This window comes from Chryseosolibacter histidinae, assembly GCF_018598225.1.
GTDB lineage: Bacteria > Bacteroidota > Bacteroidia > Cytophagales > Cyclobacteriaceae > Chryseosolibacter > Chryseosolibacter histidini.
Genome location: NZ_JAHESF010000001.1, coordinates 191,870 through 214,918, shown reverse-complemented (window position 1 = coordinate 214,918; position 23,049 = coordinate 191,870). Strand labels below are relative to the sequence as shown.

The following is a 23,049-nucleotide window of genomic DNA, read 5'->3' as shown; positions in this document are numbered from 1 at the left end:
AAGCACGTGACTGAAGATTTTACACTATGCTCACATTCAACAAAAAATACTTCGGCCTGGCCGTTTTGATCTTTACCATTGAAGTGCTGATCGCCCTCTTTGTCAGAGACACTTTTGTTCGCCCCTACCTGGGTGATGTGCTGGTGGTAATCCTGATCTACTGTTTCGCAAGGTCTTTTCTCAACGTGCCGGTTTTGACGATGGCTGTTGCCGTATTGGCTTTCGCCTTCACCGTTGAATTTCTTCAATACCTTAACATTGTTGAAAAGCTGGGATTGCAGGGATCCGCCATTGCGAGAACCGTGATCGGAACCTCTTTCGCCTGGAAGGACCTGCTTGCCTATGTCGCCGGTTTTGTGCTCGTGCTCGTTGTTGAAAAATATGCCCTGAGAAGAAATACCGGGGTGACTTACTGATCAAATGCATGACAGCACATTTTAATAAAATTGGTTGTTGTATGGATATGGAATACTTTGTGGACAAGCACTCGGTGGTGCGGCAGATCTGGGGGAAGAGTGATACCATTCTTTTCATATTCGCGGGTGCTGCGGCGGAGTTTGCGCTCAACAAGGCTGTAGACTGGCTCTACTTTACGGGCCGCCTGCCTGTCGATCCGCTGGGAAGGTTGTTCTCCACCGTATCGTATGCGCAGGCGATCGTCTTCTCTGAAAAACAAGCTGCCCTTCGCGCCATTGATTCCATGGCAAAGATCCACGCCGGCGTAGAAGCGAAGCGCTCTGTAAACATTCCTGACTGGGCTTACCGCGATGTGCTCTTCATGCTCATCGATTATTCCATCAGATCGTTTGAAGTGCTGGACCGCCAGATGAGCATCGCTGAAAAGAATGAAGTATTCCTGGTCTTCACACGAATGGGGATCCGGATGGGATTGAAGGGTTTACCTGAAACCTTCGAAGCCTGGGAAAAAATGCGGCAAGAGCACCTGCAACAAAACATGCAGCACAGCAACTACACCGATGACCTGTTCATGCAATATCGCAAGCACTTAGGTGCGATACGATACCGGATACTGATAGAAACACAGATACTGGTTGTGCCATCGAAGGTGCGGGAGATGCTGGGGTTCCGGAGGATTTCGTTGATGAATCCGATCATTGCAATCTACAAGGTGAGCAGGAGTCTGAAACTTGATTGGGTGCTGAAGGAGTTGATATTACCGAAGAAGTATAAGAAGGAGATCAGGGGGTTGGATAGTGTGAACGAGAAAGATGAAGGGTTACGGAAGTAACTTCCGTGGTGAGGGTTTTTCTTCGAACAGGATTTCTTTGAAACGAGGCCAGAAGAAACTTCCAGTGAGGCTGGCAACTTTGAGGGCGTGCCCCGCCTTCAGACAATCTGTGTATACGGCGGTCCTTGCAAAGCAAACTGGCATTGAGTCAGCAGGCTGTGGCCGAGGCGGGTCGCGCTTTCGCTACTCGCCAGTCTGCGCACATGCCATTTCGGGCTCAAACATGCCGCTCAATCGCTCACGCGGCGCATTTCCTCGAAGCGAAGCAAAAGCAAGAAAGATTCACTGCCCTGCGTGAGGGATAGTAGCGGAAAGCCCGGAGCGGTAGTGGCATGTGGGTGGGGCGAGGACTTGCAGCGGATAGCCCGACCCGCCTACGCCCCGGCGCGCTGGCCTGGCGCGGGCTTCGGCGGGCGCGGCCGGCGCGGGGAGCTAAATGACTCGTGATGTTTTGAGGCGGGGCACGCCATGAGTTCCTTACAAGTCCTGGTTACGGAAGTAACTTCCGTTGTCAGGGTTTCCTTCGAAGAAGATTCTTGGAAATGGGTCGGAAGAAACTTCCTCCCCAGTGGGTTACGAAACTTCCGACCCGGTTTTATTACAGTATCGTTACAAGACCGGTATCCATATCGTAGTAGGCTCCGGCGATCTTGATCTCACCGCTTTTCTCCATCTCGCGGAGTACTTCACTTTGCGCGCGGATGGCATCGACGGTTACTTTTACGTTTTCGCGGATGACGAGGTCTACGAACTCGGGACTCTTGGAAGTTTTTTCTCCTTTGAAGTCGCAGCACTTATCGATGGCTGGTTTGATCTTGTTCAACAGTGTGGAAAGATTTCCCAGCTTCACATTGTCAATGGCGCCTTTGATCGCGCCGCAGTACTCGTGACCGATCACCAGCACGAGCTTCGCTCCTGCGAGCTTGCAGCTGAACTCCATGGAACCAAGAATATCTTCGTTCACAATGTTACCGGCAACCCTTGCCACGAACAGGTCACCGATGCCTTTATCAAAAACATCTTCTACCGGCACGCGTGAATCGATGCACGAAAGGATGATCGCTTTGGGAAACTGGCCGTTCACGGCATCACGGATCTGTTTGGAGTGGTCGCGCAGTGTCAGTGTGCCAGCCACAAATCGCTTGTTACCTTCTATCAGGCTCTTCAAAACGTCGTCAGGCGACAGTTTCTTTTGCTCTTCCGCAGATAATACCCGTTCAATTAATGGTTCCTGGTTAATTAGCATGAATCAAAATTTTGCGCAAAATATTGAAAAAGTGGTCAAATAAAAAAAAGAAGCCAGGAGTCAGGAGCCAGGAGTCAGAAGGCCTTCGAAGCAAGGCGTGTGATGCATCTTTTTTGGTCTCCGATGTAAGTATGAAGTGGTTTATATTTTAAAAAGTGTGATCTGAAATTTTAAACAGACGGGACAACCGCTTAAGGAAACGCGGCAAAGGCTTAAGGACTTGATGGATTCTTTTAGAAGACGTCCGAATCTTCTTAAGAAGGCGAAGCATTTACCTAAGAGGACGGTGCCTTTCCTTAAGAAGTTGGAGCGTTTTCTTAAGAAGACGAGTACTTTCTTAAGAAAATGGGATCAAAGCCTTAAGAAGATTACTCATTTCCTTGAGACTGTTGAGCATCTTCTTAAGAAGATGGACCTGAGCCTAAAAAAGATCTATCAACCTCTTAAGGAAATACAGCAGCGTTTTAAGAAAATTGAGCGTTTCCTTAAGGAAATTCGACGATGTTTTTTAACCATTAAAGGTTTTAACCCTCAAAGGGGCAAAGGCTATGATCTTGCTGCGATCGGCAGAAGTCATCAGCCGCGTAGCTGCTTCCGGTCTACCACAAGATAAAAGCACTGACCGGGCAGAAAGTAGTGGAGTACAGGCATTGGGCTGACGGAGCTATTGTCACTTGAACGTAGTTTGATTGGAAGAAGAGGTGTAAAAAATTATCTTCCTTTACCCTTATCAAAATTTTTCGTTCTATGAAAAAGCTAATCAACACCAGCTGTTGCGTCCTGTTGTTTGCCACGTATGTTGTGGCACAGGAAGCGCCCGTGCGATTTGTGGTCTTCGAGGACAATGTCAAACCATCAATGGATGTTCAGTACAAACAATCCCTGAAGAAGCTGAAGACTGCGTGTGAAGAGAACAAGGTCGGTACTGTGTCGTGGAGAACGGTGCAGCATGATGACAACACCTACCGCCATCTTGTGCCGATCACCGGTATGGGAGACCTGGACAAAAACATGATGGCCGATCTTGAAGATAAAATGGGCAAAGAAGCAGTAGGTTCGATCTTCGCCAATATGAGCAAATGCGTCGACGGCCAACGCTCCTTTGTTGTTTCTCTGCAGAAAGACCTTTCTTATATGGAGCCGCCGCCAGGCGACAATTACAGGGAGATCATGTATTGGTATGTGCTGCCTGAAAAGGAAATGGAAGCGCAGCAGATAGCCATGGAATGGAAAAAACTGTATGAAAGTAAAAAGATCCCCCAGGGGTATGCAACCTACAAGATGGACTTCGGGCAGGAACCCTGCTACGTCATTGTTTCGTGGGGAAAAGATGAAGCGGATTTTGCCGCCAACATGGCCAAAAAGAGAACGATGCTTGGTGACGAAGGTGCCAAGCTCGAGGCCAAGACCATGCTGATCACTAAGAAGTTTAGCATAGATAGGGCATGGCTGTTACCTGAATACAGCTACAGACCTGAGATCACTACCGCACAGAAATAGTGACCGGTAAATAGTAATCGGTAACTGGTATTCAGTTTTTGGGAAGTTTGTATTGTAGGCGCGTTACTGATCACCGGTTACTGATTACCCGATTACCGACCAGCCTGGCATTAGATTTTCCGGGATGCTGGTCTATGAAAAGTGAAAAGCAGAAAATGCTCGATGGAGAGTTGTACAATGCGCTGGACCCGGTGCTGGTCGGTGACCGTATGAGGACCAGGCTCTTATTGAAAGAGTTGAACGACAGCGCAGAAGATCAGATCGAGCTTCGTTCCAACATCTTAAGGCAGCTCATCCCCAATGCTTTGAAGGGGCTGTGGCTGCAACCGCCCTTTTATTGCGACTATGGTTATAATATGATGCTGGGAGAAAATGTATTCTTCAACTTCAATTGTGTGGTGCTCGATGTTACGTATGTAAAGATCGGCAGCCGCACGTTGTTTGGTCCGAACGCGCAGATCTATACGGCAACACATCCTATCAATCATGTGGAAAGGGCATCGGGACTGGAGTATGCAAAACCCATCACCATTGGTGAAGATGTGTGGGTTGGCGGAAGCGCTGTGATCTGCCCCGGCATCACTATCGGGGACCGTACGGTGATTGGTGCAGGAAGCGTTGTAACGAAAGATATCCCTTCTGATGTGTTTGCTGCCGGCAATCCGTGCAAGGTGATCCGGAGTCTGAAGTGAGAGGTGGTCGGTGATCAGTAATCGGTAGTTGGTGAGCAGTCTGAAGACTGCGCGGGTTATAGGCACAAGTGACCTTGCGCGCTGCCATGCACACAACACTTGCGCCAGGCGATGATGATCGGTAATCGGTAAACGGCTCTACAGTCTCATGTCTCAATATTCAAAACAATTTTGCCTGTCGTTCTACCACTTTGAAACAGGGTAAGCGCTTCGTGCATTTGTGAAAAATTGAAACGGTGACCCACGATCGGTGCCGGCAGCTTCAGCGCTTCGATCTCTGTGAGCATCTCCTTCATGATCTCTTTCTGATCGTAGATCCAGATAAGGTTAAAAGCCATCACTGACTTGTTGGACTTGATCATGGTGAGCGGGTCTACCCGTGGGCGGAACAGGTACCTGAACAGCAGGCTGATATAGTTCGGCCTGTGCGACGAAGGTGTGAACTGGGCAGAGCCATATGCCACCAGCCTGCCCATGGGTGCCATCATGTTGTAGCTATCATAGAAATATTTGCCACCGGTGGTCTCCAGCACGAGGTTGAGCGGCCTTCCTCCCAGGGCACGGCGAAGATCATCGCTGAAGTGTTTTCCCCTGACGATGGTTTCATCGAAGCCTTCACGTTTGAGCAGGTCTACCTTCGCTTCATGGCCTACCACACCAATGGTAAAGGCATTGTATTGCTTCGCGATGCGGTTAGCCTGCAACCCCACCCCTCCTGCCGCGCTGTGGATGAGCACGGTCTGTCCGGACCTCAGATCGCCCAGGCTACGGAGCGCGTAATATGCTGTCAGCGTCTGCACGGGAAATGCAGCACCTTCTTCGAACGACCATCCTGCCGGCAATGGAAACAGGTAATCAGGGTCCGCAACGATGTGGCTGTCGTAGCCACCAAAGCGGGTCACACCCATTACTTTTTGTCCTGGCACAAAACTACCGGAATCCGAGGCGAGCACTTCGCCGCTGAACTCCAGTCCTGGAATAAAAGGACCTTCCGGTGTAGCGCTGTAGAGGCCCATGATGGCAAAGATGTCGGCATAGTTCAGGCCTACACTCTTCACGGCCACCAGCACCTTACCCTTCTGCAGGGTCGGGATCTCTGACCGGTCCAGTTTCAGGTTTCGCAGGGAGCCTGTTTTCCTGACAAGATAAAATTCACGCATGCGTATCGCTGGAATGTTTCACCATCGAGCAAAAATGCAATGAATTTTGGAACAATGTGTAATTTTGTTTTAAAATGCAGAACGTAAAGGACTCTTATTTGAACCACGTCATCCTGAGCGTATGCCCTCGTGTGCAGGCATGTGGGAGCGAAGGATCCCCAGGTCGCTCACTGCGTACTTAATTCGAGTGCATGGCACTTTCGTAAGCACGCTGTTTAAATGGGGATCCTTCATTCGCGCATACCAACGCTCAAACCCCCATTCAGGATGACGGCAAAACGAGACACCTTCGCGCCTTTGCGTGAAAGGTATTCACTATGAAACGATACAAGGGATTTATTTTTGATATGAATGGCACCATGATAGACGATATGGCCTATCATGAACTGGCGTGGCACGATGTGCTTGTCAACCAGCTCAAGGCGCCGTTAACACGAGAGCAGGTAAGGCGGGAGTTGTATGGAAAACACGATGAGATGTTCTATCGCATCTTCGGCGAGACGCGGTTCACACGCGCCGAGATCGACGCGATCAGCTTTCAGAAAGAGCAACGGTACAGAGACGAGTTCCTGCCCAACCTGAAACTGATCGACGGCCTTGACTCATTTCTCGCCCAGGCAAAAAGCAGAGGCATTGCTTTATCCATCGGTACTGCTGCCCCACCCGAGAACGTTGACTTTGTGCTCGACAACCTGAAGATCAGACACTACTTTCCCGTGATCGTTGGCCAGACGGATGTAAAAACAAGCAAACCACATCCCGAAGTGTTCTCAAAAGCAGCGGCGCTGATGAACCTGCCACCGGAAGAGTGCCTTGTGTTCGAAGATGCTCCCAAAGGAATTGAGGCTGCAAAAAGAGCCGGCATCGATGCGGTAGCGGTCACTTCTTTTCACACGGCAAAGGAACTGGAGAATGATAATGTGATTGCCACCATCAGCAACTATAACGATGCGGTGCTGAAGGCGTTGATATCCTAATGCAAAACGCAAAGACCGAAGAAGCTCTTCGTTTGAAGCCCGTCATCCTGAGTGGAAGCCCGTGCGGTAGCCTGTGGGAACGAAGGATCCCCCGATCGCTTACTGCGTACTTAATTCGAGCGCATGGCTCTTTCGAGTGCACGTTGTCAAACGGGGATCCTTCATTCGCGCGTAGCAACGCTCAAACCTCCATTCAGGATGACGGCGAAACGAAACACCGCTCTCTTTGCGTGAACCGGTATCTAAAAAAAATCCCTGCCATCTTGAGAACGGCAGGGATTTAAACCCTAACTATACCGGCGGGGCCTAATTCCAGCCGCCGCCAAGTGCCTTATAAATATTCACCTTCGCGTTCATCTGCTTGGTCTTGATCTCGATCAGGTCCATCTTCGCTTCCAATGCCTCGCGCTGTGTCAACAACACTTCCACGTAATCGGCTCTGGCCGACCGGAAGAGGTTATTGGAGATGTCAACGGATTGCACAAGAATGTCAACCTGCTGCTTCTTCGTCTCGTAGCTCTTTGAAAAGTTCTGGACTCGCGACAGCTGATTCACCACATCGACATACGCATTCAAAATGGTGCGTTCATAGTTATACACTTCCTGCAATTGTCTGGCATTGGCATTTCTGTACTCAGCCTTGATAGCATTTCTGTTGATCAGGGGAGCCATGAGGTCACCTGCCAGGTTATACAACATGGATTCAGGAGAGGTCAGGTATGCCGTCTTAAAGGCCTGAAATCCTGCACCGGCCGTGATCCTGAAGGAAGGATAAAAATTCGCACGCGCCACAACCACATCCAGCCTGGCAGCCGCGAGCTGCAGCTCTGCCTGACGGATGTCGGGCCTGTTCTTCAACAACTGCGAAGGAATGCCCGAAAAAACGGAATCCACTGCAATGTCATTGAAGGCGGCAGAGTTCCTTTGAATGTTCTTCGGGAAACCACCGGTCAGGAAAGCGATCCTGTTCTCTGTTTCAATGATGTCCTGCCTGATCTGGTATTGCAGGTTGCGCGTATTGAGCAACTGTGCCTCGAACCTGTTCACCGCGAGCTGCGTCAGCTTGGCTGCATCTTTCTGCTGCTTCACGATCTGAAGCGCATCGGTCTGGATGGCGATGTTCTGCTGAATGATCCCCAGCAGGTTATCCAGCGCCATCAGCTCATAATAAGAGCTGGCGATCTCTGCGATCAGGTTGGTCACCATAAAGTTCCTGCCTTCCACGGATGCCAGGTACCGAAGCGTTGCGGACTTTTTAGCGTTCCGCAGTTTCTTCCAGACGTCCAGCTCCCACGACGCAAAAGCGCCGGCCATAAAATCAGGAAGGGGCTCGGGGAATCTTGTTTCAGGCCTGATCTCCAGGTTCTCTTCCACGGCGCCATCCCTTGTATACTGCCCAACTTTTTCAACACCGGCACCAGCGCGCAATCCTACAAACGGAAGGTATTCACCTTTTCTTGCCCTGATCTCGTTGCTGCTGATCTCGATCTCCTGCAGCGTGATGTTCAGCTCCTGGTTCTTTTTCAACGCCGAGTCTATCAGCGCCACCAGGTTCTGGTCTGCGAAATATTGCTTCCAGTTGACCCTGGCAATACTTGTTGAATCCGTCGAGCTTCTGAAGCTTTCGGGCACTGCATTGCTTTCACGTCGTACCACTTGTTGCTGGGGCACACACCCCATGATGGAGACGGTCAGCAGAATGAAGGCCAGGGTCTTAAAAACTATCTTCTTTCTCATTTTTCACTCGGAGTTTTTTCATGAACTTTTTTAACAGGGAGGCCCGTGAGCTGCTCTCTACAAACTCTTCGCTCAAAGGATTGACATCTTCGTCGCGAATGAGCGTTCTGCCGTCGGCCATTGTTCCAAAAATGTAGTACAGCCCTGGCACGATAATAACGCCAAAGATGGTACCGAACAACATACCTCCGAGTGCTGAAGAACCGATGGTACGGTTACCGATAGCACCGGGTCCTGTAGCGACCACGAGGGGGATCAGACCTGCAATGAACGCGAATGACGTCATGAGGATCGGGCGGAAGCGCACCTTCGCTCCTTCGATGGCGGCCTCCAAAACGGTAGCCCCCTGCTGATGCTTCTGTACGGCAAACTCCACGATCAACACCGCGTTCTTACCGAGCAGACCCACCAGCATGATCAAACCGATCTGCGCGTAAATGTCGTTGGCGAGCCCCATGCCCTTGAGCAACAGGAACGAACCGAACACACCCGCGGGAAGTGAAAGCACCACCGCCAGCGGAATGATAAAGCTCTCGTATTGCGCCGCGAGCACCAGGTAAACGAAGATCAACACCACAATAAAGATGTAAAGCGCCTCATTACCCCTGCGGGCTTCGTCGTATGAAAGACCTTCCCACGCAATATCGTATCCGTGAGGAAGGGTCTGCGACGCTACCTCCTGGATGGCCTTGATGGCATCACCACTGGTGTAACCCGGCGCCGGAATACCCCTGATAGACGACGACGTGTAAAGGTTGAATCGTGTGATCTCGTTAGGTCCCTGGGTCTTCCGCATTTTCATGAACGATGAATACGGCACCATATCCCCATGATCATTTTTAATGAACAGGTTCAGGATATCGGTGGGCAGCTTCCGGTACTGGGGCGCCGCCTGCGTATAAACCTTGTAGAAAGTACGGAACCGCACGAAGCCCTGCTCATACGTACTACCGATGAGAATGTCCAGGTTTTCCATGGCCTTGCCGATGGACACGCCTTTCTGCATCGCCAGCTCGTTGTCGATGATGAGCTCGTACTGAGGATAGTTGGCGGCGAAGAAGGTGAAGAGGCCGGTCAGCTCCTTTCGTTTTCCCAGCGCTGCCATAAACTCGGAGTTCACCTTGTCGAAGTCCTGGTAATTGATCTCGCTGCCTTTATCCAGCAGACGCAACGAAAAACCGTCAGACGATCCGTAACCGGGAACAGCGGGTGGTTCGAAGAATTCTATCACGGCGCCGAGGTCTTTGGTTTTTTCTTCCAGTTCCTCTACGATCTGGTTCACCGAATGATGTCTCTCCGACCAGTCTTTTAAGTTGATGATACAGGTACCTGCGTTCGATCCGCGGCCTTCTGTCAACACCTCATATCCGGCCAGTGAAGACACCGACTGAATTCCATCTACCTCTTCCGCGATCTTCTGCAGGTGACGCGCCACATCGTTGGTCCGCTCCAGCGTACTGCCGGGAGGTGTCTGAATGATGGCGTAGATCATACCCTGGTCTTCGTTAGGAATGAAGCCCGCGGGAAGTGTTTTATCTACTGAGAAGATACCAAAGGCAAACAGGATGAGCATGCCAAAGGTGATCGCCCTTCTGTCAACGATCTTCGTGAGCAGCCCTGTGTACTTGCCGGTGACCTTTTCAAACTTGCGGTTGAACCAGTCGATGAACATGCTCACCGGCGTTTTCCGTTTCGGCTTTCCATGGGTATTCTTCAGGATCATGGCACAGAGCACGGGTGTCAGCGTCAAGGCAACCACACCCGAGAGCACGATCGCACTCGCCATGGTGATGGAGAACTGCCTGTAGAAGATACCTACGGGACCGGTCATGAACGCCACCGGCACAAACACCGCTGTCATGATCAGGGTGATGGCGATGATGGCACCGCTGATCTCACCGAGCACTTTCTTCACCGCTTTGTACGGAGAGAGATGCTCCTCCTCCATTTTTGCGTGCACCGCTTCCACCACCACGATCGCGTCGTCAACCACGATACCGATCGCGAGCACAAGGGCAAACAGCGTGATCAGGTTGATCGTGAGCCCGAACATCTGCATGAACACAAACGCACCGATGAGCGAGACAGGAACGGCAATGGTGGGGATGAGCGTAGAGCGCCAGTCTCCGAGGAACACGAACACCACGAGGGCCACCAGCACGAACGCTTCCACCAGGGTGTGCATTACTTTATCGATAGATGCATTTACGAAGCGGGAAACGTCATAGTTGATCTCATACTGCATGCCCGGAGGAAAATCTTTTTCGAGCTCCTTCAGTTTTTCTTTCACCCCTCCGATCACCTTGCTCGCATTACTTCCGAAGTTCTGCTTCAACACGATGGAAGCCGACGGGTACCCATCTTTATTCGAGTAGATATCGAAGAATTCGCTACCGAGCTCGATCTCGGCAACATCCCTCAATTTGAGGATCTCGCCATCAGGGTTCGCCTTGATGATAATATCGCCATACTCTTCCGGTTTATTGAAACGACCTTTGTAGGTCAACACAAACTCCAGTGACTGCGGCGTTTTTCCGGATGCCTGGCCTAACCTGCCGGGCCTTCCGATAACGCTCTGTTCCTGCACGGCTTCCATCACTTCATCTGTCGATACATTATAGGCGCGCATCCGGTCGGGTTTCAGCCAGATACGCATGGCGAACTGGCGGCTTCCCAGGATCTGGGCACGGCCCATACCACTGATCCGCTGAAGCTCGGGCAGGATGTGAACGCTGGCATAGTTGTACAGGAACTTTTCGTCTGCATTCTTGTCAGTGCTGTACAGGTTCACATACATGAGCATGCTGGGCTGGATCGGCGTAATGATCACACCTTCGCGCTGCACCAGTGGCGGCAGGTTGTTCATCACCTGGTCAACCCTTGTTTTTACGTTCACCACCGCTGCGTTGGCATCGGTACCAGGTTCGAATATGATCTGGATGGTAGCTTCCCCTGCGCTGGTTGCGTCAGAGATAATGTACTGCATACCCTGAACACCGTTGATCGCCCTTTCCAATGGAATGAGCGTGGAGTTCACAAGTACATCAGCGCTTGAGCCAGGGTATGCGATGAAAATGTTCACCCTTGGAGGCGCGATATCGGGAAATTGTGATATCGGCCGGGTGTTGATCGCCAGGATACCCAGAAATATGATTGCAAGCGATATGGCAATAGCCAATACCGGCCGCTGAATAAATTTGCTAAACATGTTGGATTTCTTTTAGGCTATAACTTACTCGGCGTGCAACTGCTTCAATTGCGCGATGATCTCTTTCTGGCCCTGGAAATCGTAGTGGATCTCATCGTTGTTCTTCACCTTGCGTAAACCTTCCACGAGGATCTTGTCATTCTCGCTCAGGCCTTTGGTGACAACGTATAAGTGAGGTACCTCTGTTCCGATGGTGATTTCCCTTGACTTGACAACGTTCTTATCGTCAACGACGAACACATACTTCTTATCAAGAATTTCAAAGGTCGCTTTCTGCGGGATCAACACGGCATCTTTCAGTACAACAGGCATCATGATGTTACCTGTCTCACCGTGCCTCAGGATTCCTTTAGGATTGGGGAACGTTGCACGGAAAGCGATGTTACCGGTTTCATTGTTGAAATCAGCTTCGATGGTCTCAACCACACCGGTATGTTCGAACAACTGGCTGTTGGCCATTTGCAACCTCACCTCGAGTGGCTTGCCCGACTTGGCGCGTGTTGCATAATCCAGGTATTCGGCTTCAGGCACGTTGAAATACACCCACATCTTGCTGTTATCCGAAAGCGTGGTCAGCAGCTCGCCCTCGTCAACAAGGCTTCCCTGCCGCACATGGAAACGGTCCATGATCCCATCAAAGGGAGCGCGTATTTTCGTAAAGCCAAGGTGCGCCTGTGACAGTGACAGCTCAGCCTTTGCTTTGTTCAATCTTGCCTGCGACAGGGCAAGCTCGTTTTTCGAAACGATGTTGCTGTCCGCAAGACTCTTTGTATTAAGATATTCTATTTCAGCAAACTTTACCTCTGCCTCTGCCTTCTCCATTTCAGCCTGATAAACCATCGGCATGATCTGGAACATGAGTGTGCCTTTCTTCACCACTTGCCCTTCATCTACATAGATGTGCTGCAAATATCCTTTTTCAAGGGCCCTGACCTCAATATGCTGGATCGAGCGGATCTGACAGACGTATTCATTATAAACTAACGTATCTTTTTTGACCGGGCTGGTCACTACAAATTTCGTATCCTCGTGTTTTTCATGCTCACCGTGCCGGCAGCCAGTAAAACAGAGCGCCGCCACGCACAGGAGAATTGAAATTCTTATCGTTGTCATTGTAATTAATTAAATGTGTCTAATAATGGGGGACCGTGTACCTGAAAAGTAAGAAGACAAATGCCGGCTAACGATGGCGGTACACGAAAACAGACGTCTTAATGACTCGCATTAAGAAGAATGGACAATCGACTTACGATAAGTAGCTTTTCCAGGAATGATGGAGGACAAAAAGATCGATCCTTGCACGGCTCTCGTTACAGAGCTTCAGGTGCAGGAATAAAGACTTTTCCGAGTGGAGACTTAACGTGATCTCCGCGGGAAGGATGTGGCTTAGTTTGCCGGTCTCATCATCCGAGTCGTTTTCCGACTCGCTCTCGAACATCCTGCGTTCTACCGGCGCCGGTTCGGCCCCGAAAGGATGATGCGCTGAATGATGGGCGCTGAAAATGAAACCGTCGAAGGGAAGATGAGAAGCATGGTCGCGAACCTCGCATTGCTGTGATGGCACATCGGCCAGCGCAACACCATGCTGAACAACGAGGAAAAGTGCCGCGAAGACTACAAAGCAGCAGTTCAGCGCCAGGTCCGACCAGGACCTTTGCCGATGTTGTGTGCTTGAATAGTCGTTGCTTCCTTTCATTTCGAAGTCGCAAATGTACACTTTAGAATCCCATTTAAAAAAAAATAGTAACCACCGTTCTTAAAATAAGGCCCTTACGGGATCTTGCTGTGCGACTATCCTGTATACGTGCTCAACAGTATAAGGATAGCGCCGCTCAAAAAAAGTATGGCAATTTTTTTACCAGACCTAACGAGTGTTACGAAATTCTACTTACGTATTTGCCGTAAACACAGGTAGATCTTACACGTGAACGCACTCCATCCTCTTCCGGGAGATACACCTGTAACAATCTAATAATCAGCATTTTAATAACGTATTACTCTGGCTGTTTTGGCATTTACAAGATTATTAATCTGATTTGTGCTGCTGGCTTCTTACAGGAGACCGCCAGTGTTTCAGATTGCAAAATGGGAGGCCTCATTCCTGTTTTGATACCCTGAGATGTCAACACAGCAAAACCAAAAGTAGTTTACAATGGCTTACAGCATCGCACTCGCCGACAGGGTCAGAGAATTTCTTCAAACGATTCCGGAACTTGAAATCGAAGAAAAGAAAATGTTCCGCGGACTCGCATTTTTAGTGAACGGAAAGATGTGTGTGAATGTAAGCGGCGACAACCTCATGTGCCGTTTCGACCCGACGCTTCAGGAAGAAGTAGCAGAGCGGAACGGCTTTCAGACAATGATCATGAGAGGTCGTGAGTTCAAAGGTTATTGTTACGTGAGCGAAGAAGGATATAAGTCCAAAAGAGATTTTGAGTACTGGTTGAAGTTGTGCCTGAGCTTCAATGAAAATGCCAAGGCTTCGAAGAAGAAAAAGGCTTCGAAGTCCCGCAGCGGCACCGTTCGTTCCCGCAGATCCCGCTGATTCACGCTGATAAAATCCATACCCTCTGCGCTGATCCGCGTAATCCGCGGGAAACCGTTCGGAGCCCCGGCCGCGTCGCGCATCCAGTTCCCGCAGATCCCGCTGATTCACGCTGATAAAATCCATAACCCCTCTGCGCTGATCTGCGTAATCTGCGGGAAACCGTTCCGGAGCCCAACGATTTGTAATAACCCGCCAAAACAGTATCTTAGCGACAAGCCCAAGAATAGCGTTGCCTACGCTGCCCGTTGGGCTTGTTTTTTTATCCCCACTTTAAACCTTACCAAGCTAGTAGGCATGTTACTGAGGCACTCTCCTATCAAACGAAAAATCCGATGGGTCATTCTGCTCACAAGTGCCGCGGTGCTTCTTTTCACCTTTTCAGCATATTTCGTTTACGAGGTCGTTACCTTCCGGCAGACGTATGCACGCCAGCTTTCCGTGCTGGCAAAGATCGTTGCCAATAACTCTACGGCTGCCCTGGCTTTCAATATCGAGGAAGATGCCAATGAAATCCTCCTGGCCCTGAAGGCCGAGAAACACATCCTGGCGGCAGCCCTTTATGACAAGCATGGCAATTTGTTTACCCACTATTCACAGAGCGATGCGGCGCCGTCACTGCCCCGGCATCTGCCACAAAAACAGGGAAGCCATCACTTCGAAGACTCCAACCTGGTGGTGCTGGAGCCGGTCACTCAAAACAACAACGCACTGGGCATGCTCTACCTGAAATCGGATATGGATGCCATGTACGACAGGCTGCGGCTGTACGCAACCATCGGCAGTGTTGTGATAGCCCTCTCCTTCGTGGTAGCTTATGTTCTTTCCAACAGGTTGCAGCGCAGTATCTCCAGGCCCGTGCACGCGCTTACCCGCACAGCCAAGGTGGTCTCGGAGCAAAAAGACTATTCAGTGAGGGCATTGAAGTCAGGCAACGACGAGATCGGGTACCTGACCGACGCCTTCAACCAGATGCTCGCGGAGATCCAGGCACAGAACGAAAGGATCCAGTCGTTCAACCAGGAGCTGGAGCTGACGATCGAAAAGCGTACCCATGACCTCGAAGCGGTCAACAAAGAGCTGGAAGCATTCTCCTATTCGGTCTCCCATGACCTCCGCGCGCCTTTAAGATCCATCAACGGATTCTCCCGGATCCTGCTGGAAGACCATGGACACGTTCTCGGCGAAGAAGGCGTGCAGACCCTGAACACCATCATGAGAAATGGCCTGCGCATGGGCCAGCTGATCGACGACCTCCTGGCATTTTCGAGGCTGGGTAAACAAAGCGTGACCCGGCTCAACCTCGATATGACCTCGATCGCTAAAACTGTAACAGAAGAGCTCAAAGGACAATACGGGAACAAAACGGAAGTCATCATCAAACAGATGCCCCAGATCCAGGGCGATAGCAGCATGTTACGACAGGTGATGCAGAACCTTGTCTCCAACGCGCTGAAGTATTCCATGAAAAAAGAACGGCCCGTGGTTGAGATCGGCTCATTTAAAGAACATGGCGAACATGTGTTCTATGTGAAAGACAACGGCGCCGGCTTCAATATGGAGTATTACAACAAACTGTTCGGTGTGTTCCAGCGCCTTCATAACGGCGGAGAGTTCGAGGGTACCGGTGTGGGACTGGCGCTCGTTCACCGCATCATCACAAAACACAACGGCAGAATATGGGCCGAGGCGAAGGAAAATGAGGGTGCAACATTTTATTTCTCGATCCCTTCCACCAAAAACGAAACCATGCTTTATGAATAGCTCAATTCATGATGTAGACATATTACTGGTCGAGGACAATCCCGATGATGCAACCCTCGTGATGCGCGCCTTGAAGAAATGCAACCTCGGTAATAACCTCATTCACCTGTCAGACGGCGAGCAGGCCCTGAACTTCATTTTTGGCAAAGGGCCATTCTCAGACCGAAAAGTGGAAGACAAACCCAAGGTAATTCTGCTGGACCTGAAGATGCCGAAAGTAGACGGTCTGCAGGTGCTGAAGGCGATCCGTGAAGACGAGCGTACGAGGGCGATTCCCGTGGTGATCATGACCTCTTCCGGAGAAGAAAAAGACATTGTGGCCACGTACGCCTCCGGTGTGAATGCCTATGTGGTAAAACCCGTAGGCTTCGATAACTTTTCGAAAGCCGTTGCCGAGCTCGGTATGTTCTGGCTGCTCGTGAACCAGTCACCCAAATAACGCCACGCCAGCATGACACACCCCGCCAAGACCATGTACCGCTTACTTGTCCTTGCGCTCACTTTATGCCTATGCGCACGCGTTGGCAAAACGCAGGACCTGGAGCTAACCAAGCTGAAGGCACTGAGCATGGAAGAATTGATGGACATCGAGGTGATCTCTGTCTCCAAACAAAAGGAAAAGATCGTTCAGGCTGCCTCCGCCGTGCAGGTGATCACATATGAAGATATCCGCAGCTCGGGCGCAACCAGTGTGCCAGAAGCGTTGAAGCTGGCGTCTAACCTCCAGGTTGCCCAGGTCAATGCCAGTCAATGGGCCATCAGCGCCCGCGGCTTCAACAATGTGCTGGCCAACAAGCTGCTGGTGCTCATCGATGGCCGTGTGGTGTATACACCGATGTATGCCGGCGTTTTCTGGGATGTGCAGAACCTTGTGCTTGAAGACATCGAACGTATTGAAGTGATCAGCGGACCGGGGGGCACACTTTGGGGCGCCAACGCTGTGAATGGTGTGATCAACATTATTACCAAAAACACAAGCCAGACCCAGGGCCTTTATGCAGAAGCTGCTGCCGGCACAGAGCTCCGGGGCCTCGGCAGCCTGCGCTACGGCGGAAAACTTTCTGACAAGCTCACCTACCGCGCTTATGCCACCGCCTTCAAACGTGACAACACGATCTTTCAGGATAGCGTTGACGCTTACGACGACTGGCAGATGGCACAGGGAGGATTAAGAATGGATTGGGTGCGCTCAGAAAAAAGTACCGTAATGGCCCAGGCTAATTTTTATGACGGCAGGCCCGATCCCGATGGAAACAAACCCGTGGTGGCGCGTGGCAATAATGTGGTGGCCCGGTGGAACCAATCGCAGTCTGAAAAGTCTGACTTCCAGGTACAGGTATTTTACGACAGAACCTGGCGCGACTTCAGGAATGACTTTACCGAAAAACTTTCCACCTACGACGTTGAAGGACTTCACCGGCTGCAGCTCGGAAGAAACCATACGCTCATTTACGGTCTCGGATTCCGCATGATGGAGCATGATGTAGAGAACCTGGAGCTGTTCGCTTTCAAACCCGCGAAAAAATCGCTCTACCTCTACAACGTTTTTGTACAAGATCAGATCTCGCTGGTAAAAGACAAGCTTCAGGCGACACTGGGCATCAAAGCGGAGCATAACACCTACACGAATTACCAGTATCAGCCCAACGCACGGCTAACCTGGACGCCACGCCCCAACCAGACCGTGTGGGCAGCGGTTTCCAGGGCGGTACGAAACCCGGCCAGGATCGATCGCGAGTTTAACCTGTACCTCGCACCCGGCATTCCCTTTATAGCTGGCAGCGATTTCAAGTCGGAAGAGCTTATTGCTTATGAGCTGGGCTGGCGAACACAACTGCCCAGCAATACGTCGATGGCCGTGTCGGCATTTTACAACCGGTACGACGGGATCCGCAGCGTGCAACCTGGCCCTGCGCCGTTTGGCATTCCCGTTACCTTCGCCAACGGTGTTGAAGGCAACAGTCATGGCGTGGAGCTCTCGGCAACACAGCAGGTCACAGAAAAGTGGAAGCTGCGGTTCGGCTACACGTATCTTAACAAAGATCTCAACGTGAAGCCCGGTAACACCGACTTGAACAACGCCTCGGCAGAAAGCAACGATCCCGAACATCAGGCCCTGATCCAGTCCACCACACAATTGTTCGAGATCTTGCGTTTAGGGATCGTGATGCGTTATATCGGCAGATTACCTGATCCCTATGTGTCAGAATATGCGGGCCTCGATGTGAGCCTGGGAATACGCCTGGCCAAAATGATCGAGCTGAACATCACCGGTCAAAACCTGCTGCAAGATCACCATACGGAATTCATTCCCTCGTCACCGGCACCCAAAGACATCGAGCGAAGCGTTTACGGAAAAATAGTATGCAGGTTCTGATGAAAATATTTTCCATATCGCGGATAGCGGGTACTTCCATCGCCGGAAGGTTCATGCTGTCTGCCGCTATGGTTTTGGTGGTCACGGGAATGCGTCCGCCGCTTCAGAGCCCCGAAAGCCGGGCAACGCAGGTAAAGGCAGTCTTTCTTTATAACTTCACCCAATTTATTGGCTGGCCTTCGTCGTCGTTTGATGACGCCCAATCGCCCTTTGTGATCGGCGTGCTTGGACAAAATACTTTCGGCACTTACCTGAGCGAGGTGGTAGAAAATGAGAAGGTCAACGATCGTCCCATCACCATCAAATACTTCAGCAGCATTACACCCGAGGTTGGTGAATGTGAGATCCTCTTCATCGACAAATCTTTTCCGGCCATGAAGCAGGTGATCCAAAGCACGCATGGCAAACCTGTGCTGACCGTCAGCGACCACGAGCATTTTACAAAACAGGCCGGTATCTTAAGATTCTACATCGAGGGCGGCAAGCTTCGGATCGAGATCAACCAGGAAGCCACCGCCGGATCAGGATTGGAGGTGAGCTCCAAGTTGTTGAGGATTGCTACCCTCTATAAACCATAACCTTGATTACGCAGGATTTACGGGATTAAATGCAGTCATATCGCCGACAGTTCATACCTTTAATCCTGTTTATCCAGTTAATCATATTAATCCTGTTCCATGATCGTGCATCTTATCGACGGTACGTATGAGCTCTTCCGCCACTTTTATGGGCAGCGCAGGTTCAACAAGGGCCAAGACAAACCATTCGGCGCGGTGGTGGGCGTCCTGAATGGCGTATTGCAGATGATCGAAGAAGGTGCCACCCATGTAGGCGTTGCCACCGACCACGTGATCGAGTCGTTTCGTAATGAGCTTTGGCCGGGATACAAGACCGGGGCGGGCATCGAGTGGGCGCTGCGTGCGCAGTTCCATCCGCTGGAAAACGCGCTCGCATCGATGGGTGTTATGGTGTGGCCCATGGTCGAGTTGGAAGCCGATGACGCCCTTGCCTCTGCAGCGCACCTGGCATCTGCCGATCCGCAGGTATTGAAAGTGTGCATCTGGACACCCGACAAAGATCTCGCGCAATGTGTACGCGAAGACCGCGTAGTGCAGATCGATCGCAAGGCGGGAGCGATCCGGGATGCGAACGGTGTATTTAAAAAATTTGGAGTCAGTCCCGCGCTTATTCCTGATTTCCTGGCCCTCGTCGGCGACAGCGCAGACGGCTACCCCGGGATTGCCGGCATCGGAAAAACTGGCGCGGCCCGCCTCCTGAACGACTATGGACCGATAGAAGCTTTCCCTGAAAAGGTATTGAAGGACCGCCGTGAAGAGGCATTGCTTTTCAAAAATCTCGCTACCCTGCGGACCAACGCACCGCTGTTCTGCAATGTCGAGGAACTTCGATGGCGCGGGCCCACGCCAGCTTTTGCCGAGCTTACCGAAAAAATGGGAGAGCCCCGTTTACTCGTCCGGGCAAACGCAGCCTTTGCAAAGGTGGCCCAGGATTAAAACCCAGATTATATGATGAACCGTACATTGGCTGAGTTTTATGAGCGCGATATCCGCAAGCTTATTGAAGAGATCAACCTGTTTAAAAATGAAGAGGATCTCTGGAGAACCGTGGGGTCTGTGAAGAACTCAAGCGGTAACCTCGCGTTGCATATCGTTGGAGGCCTGAATTATCTTATCGGCGCTACACTCGCTAAAACCGGATATGTACGCAACCGCGACCAGGAGTTTACCGTGAAGGGCGTGCCAAGAAAAGAACTTGTTGAGAAGCTGGAAGCGCTCATCCCGATGATCACGCAAACCTTGAATGCGCTCACACCGGAAGATATGGAGGCCGAGTACCCAATCTTTTTTGATAAACCGAAAACTTCTCACAGCTACGTTCTTGTGCAGTTATTGGCCCATCTGAATTACCATCTTGGTCAGGTGAATTATCTCCGCCGCTCCCTGGACCAGGGACCAGGATTGATGTGAGTAACAGGATAGACAAGATTGATACAGCAAAATCAGTGGGATCGAACTATTGTATTGATCTTGTTATCTTACTATTCCTATCTTGCAATCATGGCCAGGATTGATACATTAAAAATGAACAACAGAACTCGTTGGATGAACTACATTAATCCTGTTAATCCTTAATAATCTTGTATAATCCTGGTATCCAAGCATGAAGTCTCTCAAATATTGCATCCGTTTCATCCTCATTGTTAATTGCCTGACCATCTTCCTGCAGGGTTACAGCCAGAAAACATTCATTCGCGCGGGGAGAGTTATTGACCCTGCATCCGGCGCCGTATTATTGAATCAGGTCCTTGTAGTCGAAAACAAAAAGATCGTTGACATAGGCGCAAACATCCCCATACCAGCCAACGGTCAGGTTATTGATCTTGGAAAAGCAACCCTGATGCCCGGCCTCTTTGATGCCCATACCCATGTGTGTTCTACGGTAAGCAAGTTTGCCGACTGGCTTGGCGTTGATTACTTCGATATGGTGTTGCTCAACCCGAACGGCTACCGTGCCATTCAGGGAGCTGTTCATGCAAGGGAAATGCTCGAATCGGGATTTACCACCATCAGGGATGCCGGTAACTCCGGAAAATATGCCGATGTGGATGTAAAACGTGCGATCAATGAAGGCCTCGTTCCCGGACCTACCATGATTGTTGCCGGAAAGATCATCGCCCCGTTCGGCGGCCAGTTCCGCACCCGGGCAGATCAACAATTTCTTATCAATGATGAATATCTTTTTGCTGATACCAGAGACGAGATCATCAAAGGTATCCGGGAAAACATTTACTACGGCGCTGATGTGATCAAGATCGTAGTCGATGGCCAGCGTTATTCCTATGGCTATGAGGATATAAAATTGTTCGTTGACGAGGCGAAGAAGGCGGGCGTAAAAGTGATGGCGCACTGCCAGTCGCCGAAAGGTGAATACGCTGCCGCCAAAGCAGGGGTCGCATCGATAGAACACGGATGGACCATCCCGGATAGTGTTGCCACGATCATGAAAGAAAAAAACATCGTTCTTGTAAGCACCGATTTTACGGAAGAAACACTCAAGGAATTCGGACATCCGGAAGAACGTGCCAGGTCCATTCATGGCCGGCGTGTTGAGCGGTTAAAAAGGGTTTACAAGGCTGGCGTGACCATTGCCTTTGGAACGGACATCATGATCGATGTCGAAAATAAGACACGCGGTCAGCTCGCCATCAATTACATCGACAGCTTCTCCGAGGCGGGCATCCCTCCCATCGACATACTCAAAGCATTGACGATCCATGCCGCACGACTCCTGGGCATGGAGGCACAACGCGGAAAAATAGAAAAGGGAATGTTTGCCGATTTCATTGCCGTAGCGGGAAATCCGCTGGACGATATCAATACACTGAAACAGGTCAGGTTTGTGATGAAGGAAGGAAAAGTGGTCGTCAACAGAATGCCTCTTCCCGCTGATCCCGCAGATAAACGCAGATGAGATGTTGCCTTTATCTGCGTTCATCAGCGCAATCTGTGGGAACAAAGTCGTACCTTCGGTTATGAAAAACCTCATCATTTCAGCAACCATCCTCCTGCTCCTCTCCTGCCAGGCCAAAAACGACCTGAAGGATGAGAAGACCTCGTATCTTGATCTCCGGGAAACCGGTGTAAAAAGTGCAGGCATCAAAATGATCCCTGTTCACAACGGTGCTTACAAGGTGTGGACAAAACGTATTGGCAACAATCCACGCATGAAGGTGCTGCTGTTGCATGGTGGTCCCGCTGCAACCCACGAATATTTTGAGTCATTCGAAAGTTTCTTCCCGCAGGAAGGCATCGAGTTCTATTATTATGACCAGCTGGGTTCTTATTATAGTGACCAGCCCACGGACAGCAGCCTCTGGACTACCGCGCGGTTTGTTGAAGAGGTTGAAGAAGTGAGAAAAGCGCTGCAGCTCGACAACAGCAACTTTTATCTGCTGGGCAATTCCTGGGGTGGCATTCTTGCCATGGAATATGCGTTGAAGTACCAACAGAACCTGAAGGGGCTGATCATCTGCAACATGATGGCCAGCTGCCCCGACTACGGTAAATACGCCGACGAGGTGCTGGCCAAACAATTTGAACCTTCGGTGCTGCAGGAGATCCGGGCCATTGAAGCAAAGAAAGATTTCTCGAATCCGCGGTACATGGAGCTGCTGATGCCAAACTTTTACGAGAAACACCTCTGCCGCTTTCCGGCGTCAGAAATGCCAGACCCTGTGAACCGCACCTTCAAACACCTGAACCCAACCATCTACACGCTGATGCAGGGACCGAGTGAGTTCGGCATTTCAGGACGCCTTGAAAAATGGGATATCAAAGCCCGCCTGCCGGAGATCACCGTACCAACGCTCACCGTAGGCGCAACACACGACACGATGGATCCCAAGCACATGGAGTGGATGTCGACACAAGTGAAAAAAGGACATTTTTTACTGTGCCCCGAGGGAAGCCACATGAGTATGTGGGATGATCAGCAGCACTTCTTTCCGGGGGTCGTTAAGTTTATCAAGGCTGTTGACAATAACAGCTTTTAGTTGCCGGTTGCAGAGCAGTTA

Annotated in this window: 20 protein-coding genes; 14 read left to right on the top strand and 6 right to left on the bottom strand. The window is 50.7% G+C overall.

Going from position 1 to position 23,049, the window contains the following annotated elements; genetic code table 11:
• Nucleotides 1-26 precede the first annotated feature (26 nt).
• Together KK083_RS00740 and KK083_RS00735 are read left to right on the top strand one after the other, a co-directional pair.
• Nucleotides 27-416, top strand: a complete 390-nt coding sequence (locus KK083_RS00740) for a ribosomal maturation YjgA family protein (protein ID WP_254159015.1) — start codon at nt 27-29, stop codon at nt 414-416.
• Nucleotides 417-457: 41 nt separating this feature from the next.
• Nucleotides 458-1,249, top strand: coding sequence for an oxygenase MpaB family protein (locus tag KK083_RS00735; protein WP_438834714.1), 792 nt, complete (start codon nt 458-460; stop codon nt 1,247-1,249).
• Between the two features lie 598 nt (nt 1,250-1,847).
• Here the strand turns inward: KK083_RS00735 and KK083_RS00730 are convergent.
• Nucleotides 1,848-2,495 (bottom strand): carbonic anhydrase family protein, encoded by a 648-nt coding sequence (locus KK083_RS00730; protein ID WP_254159013.1) that lies wholly within the window; start codon nt 2,493-2,495, stop codon nt 1,848-1,850.
• Between the two features lie 747 nt (nt 2,496-3,242).
• On the opposite strand from KK083_RS00730, the gene KK083_RS00725 reads away from it, so the two are divergent.
• Nucleotides 3,243-3,995: a hypothetical protein gene (locus tag KK083_RS00725; protein WP_254159011.1), complete on the top strand. Its 753-nt coding sequence runs from the start codon at nt 3,243-3,245 to the stop codon at nt 3,993-3,995.
• Between the two features lie 134 nt (nt 3,996-4,129).
• Complete coding sequence (locus KK083_RS00720) at nt 4,130-4,687, top strand: sugar O-acetyltransferase (protein ID WP_254159009.1); 558 nt, start codon at nt 4,130-4,132, stop codon at nt 4,685-4,687.
• Nucleotides 4,688-4,833: 146 nt separating this feature from the next.
• Here KK083_RS00720 and KK083_RS00715 read toward each other — a convergent pair whose 3' ends face one another.
• Nucleotides 4,834-5,847, bottom strand: a complete 1,014-nt coding sequence (locus KK083_RS00715) for a zinc-binding dehydrogenase (RefSeq protein WP_254159000.1) — start codon at nt 5,845-5,847, stop codon at nt 4,834-4,836.
• Between the two features lie 317 nt (nt 5,848-6,164).
• Here KK083_RS00715 and KK083_RS00710 point away from each other — a divergent pair, with 317 nt between their 5' ends.
• Entirely contained in the window at nt 6,165-6,824 is a 660-nt protein-coding gene (locus tag KK083_RS00710) for an HAD family hydrolase (RefSeq protein WP_254158998.1), read from the top strand.
• A 306-nt stretch (nt 6,825-7,130) separates the two neighbouring features.
• Here KK083_RS00710 and KK083_RS00705 read toward each other — a convergent pair whose 3' ends face one another.
• From KK083_RS00705 to KK083_RS00690, 4 genes are all read right to left on the bottom strand, one after another.
• Nucleotides 7,131-8,561, bottom strand: a complete 1,431-nt coding sequence (locus KK083_RS00705) for a TolC family protein (RefSeq protein ID WP_254158996.1) — start codon at nt 8,559-8,561, stop codon at nt 7,131-7,133.
• A complete protein-coding gene (locus tag KK083_RS00700; RefSeq protein WP_254158988.1) occupies nt 8,539-11,769 on the bottom strand; it encodes an efflux RND transporter permease subunit in 3,231 nt (1,076 codons plus the stop codon). The genes KK083_RS00705 and KK083_RS00700 overlap by 23 nt, the downstream gene beginning before the upstream one ends.
• Nucleotides 11,770-11,793: 24 nt before the next feature.
• Nucleotides 11,794-12,882: an efflux RND transporter periplasmic adaptor subunit gene (locus KK083_RS00695; protein ID WP_254158986.1), complete on the bottom strand. Its 1,089-nt coding sequence runs from the start codon at nt 12,880-12,882 to the stop codon at nt 11,794-11,796.
• 133 nt (nt 12,883-13,015) lie between these two features.
• The gene (locus KK083_RS00690) at nt 13,016-13,465 is read right to left on the bottom strand and encodes a hypothetical protein (protein ID WP_254158984.1); all 450 of its coding nucleotides are present in this window, start codon (nt 13,463-13,465) and stop codon (nt 13,016-13,018) included.
• 456 nt (nt 13,466-13,921) lie between these two features.
• Between KK083_RS00690 and KK083_RS00685 the strand changes: the two genes are divergently transcribed.
• The 9 genes from KK083_RS00685 to KK083_RS00645 all read left to right on the top strand — a co-directional run bounded on the left by KK083_RS00685 (nt 13,922) and on the right by KK083_RS00645 (nt 23,028).
• Entirely contained in the window at nt 13,922-14,314 is a 393-nt protein-coding gene (locus KK083_RS00685; RefSeq protein WP_254158982.1) for a TfoX/Sxy family protein, read from the top strand.
• 297 nt (nt 14,315-14,611) lie between these two features.
• On the top strand, nt 14,612-16,078 hold the full coding sequence (locus KK083_RS00680; RefSeq protein WP_254158972.1) for a sensor histidine kinase, YfiR-like protein-associated: 1,467 nt from the start codon (nt 14,612-14,614) through the stop codon (nt 16,076-16,078).
• On the top strand, nt 16,071-16,517 hold the full coding sequence (locus tag KK083_RS00675; protein WP_254158963.1) for a response regulator: 447 nt from the start codon (nt 16,071-16,073) through the stop codon (nt 16,515-16,517). Before KK083_RS00680 ends, KK083_RS00675 begins: the two co-directional genes overlap by 8 nt.
• Nucleotides 16,518-16,529: 12 nt before the next feature.
• On the top strand, nt 16,530-18,455 hold the full coding sequence (locus KK083_RS00670; RefSeq protein WP_254158954.1) for a TOL_0244 family TonB-dependent receptor: 1,926 nt from the start codon (nt 16,530-16,532) through the stop codon (nt 18,453-18,455).
• A complete protein-coding gene (locus KK083_RS00665; protein WP_254158952.1) occupies nt 18,455-19,033 on the top strand; it encodes a TOL_0243 family YfiR-like periplasmic protein in 579 nt (192 codons plus the stop codon). Before KK083_RS00670 ends, KK083_RS00665 begins: the two co-directional genes overlap by 1 nt.
• Nucleotides 19,034-19,132: 99 nt before the next feature.
• Nucleotides 19,133-19,969: a 5'-3' exonuclease gene (locus KK083_RS00660; RefSeq protein WP_254158950.1), complete on the top strand. Its 837-nt coding sequence runs from the start codon at nt 19,133-19,135 to the stop codon at nt 19,967-19,969.
• Nucleotides 19,970-19,981: 12 nt separating this feature from the next.
• Nucleotides 19,982-20,443: a DinB family protein gene (locus KK083_RS00655; protein WP_254158948.1), complete on the top strand. Its 462-nt coding sequence runs from the start codon at nt 19,982-19,984 to the stop codon at nt 20,441-20,443.
• Nucleotides 20,444-20,636: 193 nt separating this feature from the next.
• Nucleotides 20,637-21,947, top strand: a complete 1,311-nt coding sequence (locus tag KK083_RS00650) for an amidohydrolase family protein (RefSeq protein ID WP_254158946.1) — start codon at nt 20,637-20,639, stop codon at nt 21,945-21,947.
• Nucleotides 21,948-22,008: 61 nt separating this feature from the next.
• Complete coding sequence (locus tag KK083_RS00645; RefSeq protein ID WP_254158945.1) at nt 22,009-23,028, top strand: proline iminopeptidase-family hydrolase; 1,020 nt, start codon at nt 22,009-22,011, stop codon at nt 23,026-23,028.
• The last annotated feature ends 21 nt before the right edge of the window (nt 23,029-23,049 follow it).